Here is a 5,591-nt window from a genome sequence, read left to right on the forward strand (position 1 = left end):
TCTGCTTTGGCCGGCGAAATAGGTGATCCTTTTGCACCACAAACATAAGAGCATGCTTCTTGAATGCCCTAAACCCTTTGCTGCTAATGCCATCAGGACGGCGCAGCGTGGTAAGGAATTTGGCTATTCGCTCGGATTCATTCGAATAACTGGCATCTAGCACTCGCATCTCCTCCGAATTGGCTTCGAACGGATATAGCCCTATGCTCAAACTCCCAATCTCTGCTGCCACAAATTCGTCAATATCACCCTCTTTCTCACGCTCACGCATATCCTCTTTGGTAGCGCGTCTCCTCGATAGCGCATCTGCCGCGGTATGGCTGTTGCCCGGCACATGTTTCACCTCGAAATCAAACAGCCTGATCCATGCAATCCAACTTGTAACAAGGGCACCGGGCAAATCGGTAGCAGACCGATTCAACTGCGATACCAATGTCTTTGCATCAATCTCTAACACAAAATGAACACCATACAGCCAATGTCGAAACTTTTTCAACGCTTTTAAGACTCCTCGGCATTCCCGCTTACCCGCATCATACCGTCTCTCTGCTTCACTCCATATCCCCGATTCATACCGTGCAGGCTTCCTGATACCGTCTCTGATCTGGGCAACAAAACCTCCCCATCCATCAATTGACGCATCCACTCCGACAACAAGACGAAATGGCTTATATTCATAATCGATCGGCATAACAACAGGGAAGGTGGACAGAACCCTTTTCAATTCATCAAACGATTGCTGGTGCCTTTCATTCCAGTGAAAATCAATACCCCTCTTTAGCAATTCGTATAAGGGAGCGGCTTTTATCGCAAACTTGTCGATTGTTATTCGGAAATACACCGCTAGGCCAACGAATGCCCTCACATCATATGTGCATTCAGGAACAGGCCATTCCACCACTTTGGCCACCTTTGCTTCGTCTGGATGCCTCCCATTTACATCACATATCCATCCCACTGCTGCCACACCCGACATACCGAATTGGCTCTTCTCCGCTGAGATTACCATCCCTGCGAGCTCGAGAAGATATAGCACACTATCAAGGTTCTGAATGTGCTCGAGAACAAATCGTCTCACACCCGGAAAAGCCAATTCGTCGTTATATCGTGTCCTAGGCCCTTTCACGCCGAAATCATCCAGGAAGGCCCTCACACACTTCCCATACACGCTGTGCAATACAAATTGCACCACACGCTGGCACTGGCCCACTGAATTGGCCCCTCCTTGCAATATCGTTGTCATGCGCAACAGTCCTTCCACTGTCTGAATTGCTGTCATATCTCTGCATGCTGGATCTAGTGGGATCTGATCGTACCCCGAATACAGATCGATCATTGAACAGATGGCCAAACCGGAAAAATCCTCTGCAAACTCATCTGCGTTAGGGGGCATCATGGCATCCCTAATGGTAACAGCATTCATTTGCATAGCAGCCACCACCAAACGGTATTTGCCCGGCTGCTTCTTCTTCACCAAAAACCAAGGATTTCGATATGGCCCATGGCATCTTTCCATTGTCCCTTTCTTCAACCTATCACGCAACATCTCCGAAACCTCCCCGTTTAGAGAGCGAGGCACCTGAAAGCCAGGATGCTTCCACGCTTCATGTGGAATAGTCCTTATCTTTTGTGGTGCGTATACCTCCGGATGCACACTACCCATATGCTCCCAAGTCCATGCTAACGCCCCTTCTCTTTTATATAGCATTTCCTTCAGAATCTCCCTTTCCATTGGCCAAAGCTCTTTGCCAATTATCAGCTTCTCCTCCCTTTCAGAGGATAATCGGGCACCTCTCGCAAAGCAGGCGATCCTCGGCTTGAGATACTGGTCAAAAGGTGAAGGCTTGTCCTCGGCACGATACTGGATGTGGTATTTGCGCATGCAAACCTCCTCCCATCCAATATTGCCCTCTGGCACTGACCCATCTGCTAACGGCACACTAGCAGGATGAATCTTCTCCCCTTTCCGTTTATATAGTGTATTCAAACCAATTGAAACCTCGTTTTTCGGCCGAATGATATTCTCAGGCCAATCATCCCACTGCCACTTCCCTATATCGCTATCCCCATATATCCTGCTGCGGTAATGAACCAATCCGCCTGCTTCCATTTCTCCAATGTCAATAAGCTTCCACTCAGGAGGAACAAAAATCTCCTCTTCATCCAGAATAGACCCAGGGCTAATCTGCATCAAATTTATAGGTATTCTCCGACTCCCCTCCGAATCACTTTTGTCCCCTACTATCTGGCTCTCCTCACAGAAAGCGAATGACATCCCAGATATCTGACACTCGCTCGTCAGTTTCCCGAGTCCTCGCCTTGCTCCCATAATCTATCCTCCCTCGTTATCTTCTTCTCACTCGGCCTAAACACATTGAAAGTGCACCGGCGCGTACGCGCTGCGTTATATATAGTGCATTCGACATGCCCTCCTCGCTGTTGAATCAAAGCCATCATCGAAGCATCCATAAACGGCCGTCCTAACAGCAAATCGGTAGGGCACATTTCGAGCACAAACGCGTTGATCGTCAGAGTGATATCTCCAATTGAAATAGCCACTCCTTCTGCTACCCCATAGCAGATCAATTCAGCACCTCCGATAGGCACCATCTTCACCTTCGGATCGGGCCTGATTCGAAGACCTAACTCCTTTGCAACTGAATAAGGCATGGCATCAACGCCTGACCCGCAATCGAGTAGGGTTTTAAGCGCCACTCCACCAGCATACACATGCGTATATAACAGACCTAGGGCATATATATCGGGCACCTTCTTTGGCCTATTCAATGGCACTGACCTCCTCTCATCCTGCAAATTCGATATGTGATTCAATTCAACAGGAACTCTCTCACTCAACCTGAGATCCTCGCTCTTCCCCTCGATATCGGGTGCCGGTTGCCACACTTCAAGGGCTTGAACTACACCCTCTGGCTTTTCGGGTAGCTCTCGAAACAACTTCGTCTTCAACTGAGGTGCCACACGCAGTAGCTCCCCTACCTTGATCTCTAAGGTTCTGCTATGAAACCTCTCATATAGAGATTCCATCAGATCTTCATTCATCTTCAAGGGCCCCCTAGCTGCCTGCAAGCGTGGGTTTCGCCTACCCGTAACGCCTGGATCGCGTAAAGATGGCTGCTGGGTTTGAGTCGAATTTTGGCTTTCATACAAATGAGGTCTTTCCATCATTACATCGTCCTCTGTTTGTGCTGACGGCCCCATATACCTCCCAGCTTCTCTGTTTCGAGTTGATGCAATGCCATTTTCACGTCTTCTCTTTCTCACATCGTCCTGGCTTCGAGTATTCATCGAATTCACATAGCCTGCAAACTCGTCCTCCTCATCATCAATCTCCTCATTTAGCTCGGGTCTGCTTCCCAGCGAGGACTGCACACCAAGCATTCGAATCGGCATCGATTCGCGGACATCTTCATTCGGATACTGCGGTTGGAGATAAGATACCGATGTCTGCTGTGCAGCACCCTGCATCCAATCTTTGTATGCTGACTCCAAAATGCCTACTGAAGGGCTCTCTCTGTCAAATCGCACACGAGGACCGTGTGAGCCAATTGGCCCTAAAAAGTAGAGTCCTTTCGCATCCTGGTGTATTTGGCCAGCTCTCAGTCTTTGCTTGAGGTCAGGGCAGTTGTTTAACATATGGGGTTCACCACAATGGTAACATTTCAAACTACCTCTGGCGTACTGAGGTTGGCGTGCTGGATCATAATAGGGGTTGTTTCGTGCGTCCCCCTGGGCAGCGAGCCGTTGAAGCAGCTCTCTGTTATTGCGGCGCTCCTCCTCCTGCTTCTCCTCCTGTTTTAACAGATGAATCTTCAACTGTTCAAGTTCACGCGAAAGATCTTGGACATTTCCACTAGCATTTGCCCTCTGGGTGGCGTTCAAGGGCCTCTCTGGCACATTTTCATTTGGCTTCCAGCTAACAGCTTCATTAGGATAGACCTCCATGGCTCTCTCCCTTCGGATAGCATTCTCCTGAATCCTGACCTCTTGAAGAACCGCCTTCGAAACCTTCGCGAATATCCCCTTACCAGGGTCCTCCAATTCAACACCTACCACACGATACACCTGCTCGCGGAGAACTCCCGGTAGACCTGTTATAAACATATCACACCGAAGATCCTCTGTCATCTTACCCTGAGATAACAGCACATCCGAAACCTCCACAAAATCGCTGACATACTGCTTCACATCCTCACTCGAAATCTTCCTGGCTCGTCTGAGGGTATCCAGCGTGGCACGCGTATACCACTGTCTCTCCGGGTCAACATCCCTATATCGCTCACAAAACGCCTCCTTCACTCTGCCCCAGTCTCCCTCCTTGCTCGCTTCCATATGCTTCACCCATCGTCTCAGCGGCCGATCCAAATACTCAGGGAAATACTGGCAAAGATCCTCCCATTTGCGTACACCCCGGCGTTTACACATACCCTCAAACCTTTCAATAAAATCCTCAGCCGATTTGCCATCGAATACCGGAGCCTTTCCACTACCGGGATCGGGCAAATGGTGCTCATACGAAAGAGTAGACGGAGGCAACTGCCTGTCCCCTACACGAGGGCGAGCTTCAGGGGTTGACCCATCCGAATCCTCTCCGTTTCGCTCACGATATCCCTCGAACGAGGCTAATCCAGGGTCCTTTTCTTTGCCGGAGGTCTCTCCCATTTCGACAGTCGACGCAGACGACACAGACGAACTTTCAAATAACGAATCGGTATCCGAATTGGATAAAGAAGAAGATTCACTAGCCGATTCAAACTGACAGCAAGATACCGAATTCCCACAACCAGGGGCTAAATTCGAAGCCTTGCTTTTGCACACACACACAAACTGATTCTGACACTGAGGCTGACACTTACCTCTCTGATAGCACCCGTTTCGATACTGAATCGAATCCGAATACAAAAACTCTTGAAACTGACGCTGAAACTGATCTCGATGCTCTTCTCTCTCTGTGAGATAGCGAAATAACATGCCAATGAATATTATCTCAACTGATGCTTTCCATAAATAGATGATGCCAGGCCAGGCCACTTCGGCCCACTCCAGCACTTCCACAGGTCTCATTCTCAAGACTGCTCTAATATCGGTGGCTTCCATAAACCAATCACTTAGCTTCATTCGAAACCAATATATCAAACCTTGGCATGATAGTGCCATCTCATTCGTTATTCCTTCTGGCATGCACTGCGCTAAACCAGCTAAGACCATCGTCTCGGATTCGGGTGTTCTTCACCCCTTTTTCTTCTCTGATTCAGGGTCAAACTGCCCTCGCTGCTCTGATACTCACAAATCTCTCACCCTGTCGTCTCGTGAATACCTTCACCCCTGCTCATTCAGACACCTTATGCGAAAAGCACAATCGCCATTCGTCCACCAATGAAACGGGATACGATGCTCGAGGCAGCACGGTCGGTACGTGCAGGTCGAATGGGGCAGAAGGATGAGGGTAAACAACACCCCAACTAGGGCTAACTGCTAGCACTCTCTCGAATAGACTGGAACTCGTGTAATTGATGCTCTGTGTGATGCTAAAGATGCTATCTAAATGAATGTATATAAGCTCCCTTCCAAAT

General features: G+C 48.9%; 2 protein-coding genes. Both read right to left on the reverse strand.

Going from position 1 to position 5,591, the window contains the following annotated elements; genetic code table 11:
- On the reverse strand, positions 1-2,275 hold a 2,275-nt coding region (locus tag DL88_RS21160; RefSeq protein WP_169741605.1), incomplete at its 3' end, for a reverse transcriptase/ribonuclease H family protein.
- Between the two features lie 23 nt (positions 2,276-2,298).
- The gene (locus tag DL88_RS21165) at positions 2,299-4,521 is read right to left on the reverse strand and encodes a retropepsin-like aspartic protease (protein ID WP_169741606.1); all 2,223 of its coding nucleotides are present in this window, start codon (positions 4,519-4,521) and stop codon (positions 2,299-2,301) included.
- Between the last annotated feature and the right edge of the window lie 1,070 nt (positions 4,522-5,591).

Origin of the sequence: Beijerinckia mobilis, assembly GCF_000745425.1 — a bacterium.
GTDB lineage: Bacteria > Pseudomonadota > Alphaproteobacteria > Rhizobiales > Beijerinckiaceae > Beijerinckia > Beijerinckia mobilis.